This is a genomic window from Oleiphilus sp. HI0132, assembly GCF_001635845.1.
In genome coordinates this window covers 1-808 of sequence record NZ_LWGJ01001716.1, presented here as the reverse complement: position 1 = coordinate 808, position 808 = coordinate 1, and the positions used below count along the sequence as shown (strand labels likewise).

The following is an 808-nucleotide window of genomic DNA, read 5'->3' as shown; positions in this document are numbered from 1 at the left end:
AGACCGTTAAAAAGTATGGCTTCGATCTGATCGTGCATATCAACCAGGAAGGCGTTGATCAAGGCATCGGACCTTTTACTCACGGTAGTGCCAAGCACACCGACGTAATGAAAACCCAAGGTCTTAAACAAGCACTGGACAAATATCAGTTTGACGCAGCCTTCGGTGGCGCACGACGTGACGAAGAAAAGTCTCGCGCTAAAGAACGTGTTTACTCTTTCCGTGATGAAAACCACCGCTGGGACCCAAAGAATCAGCGCCCTGAATTATGGAATACTTATAACGGTAAGATTAATAAAGGTGAAAGCATTCGTGTATTCCCTTTATCTAACTGGACAGAACTTGATATCTGGCAGTACATCCACCTGGAAAACATCGATATCGTTCCACTTTATTTCTCAGCGAAGCGACCTGTTGTTGAACGTGACGGCGTCATGATCATGGTTGATGATGAACGTATGCCGATTGAAGAAGGTGAAAAGGTAGAGATGAAGTCGGTACGCTTCCGTACGCTTGGTTGCTACCCGCTAACGGGTGCAGTTGAGTCTGAAGCGACAACCTTGCCCGAAATAATTCAGGAAATGCTACTAACCACCTCCTCTGAAAGACAAGGCCGCGTCATTGATCACGACCAGGCAGGCTCAATGGAGCAGAAGAAGCGCGAAGGTTATTTCTAGGCCAGCATATACGTACAAAGCTGATACATAGCAACCAAGATTATTGCCTCACGCTAAGACCCAGCGCGAGGCAGCAAATAAAGAGATAGTTTACATGTCACACCAGTCAGATCTTATCAGTGAAGATATTA

Annotated in this window: 1 protein-coding gene; it reads left to right on the top strand. The window is 46.0% G+C overall.

Annotated elements, in window-relative coordinates; translation table 11 throughout:
• Nucleotides 1-677, top strand: a 677-nt coding sequence (cysD, locus tag A3766_RS26265) for a sulfate adenylyltransferase subunit CysD (protein WP_068643286.1), incomplete at its 5' end; no start/stop codon positions are given.
• Nucleotides 678-808 lie beyond the last annotated feature (131 nt).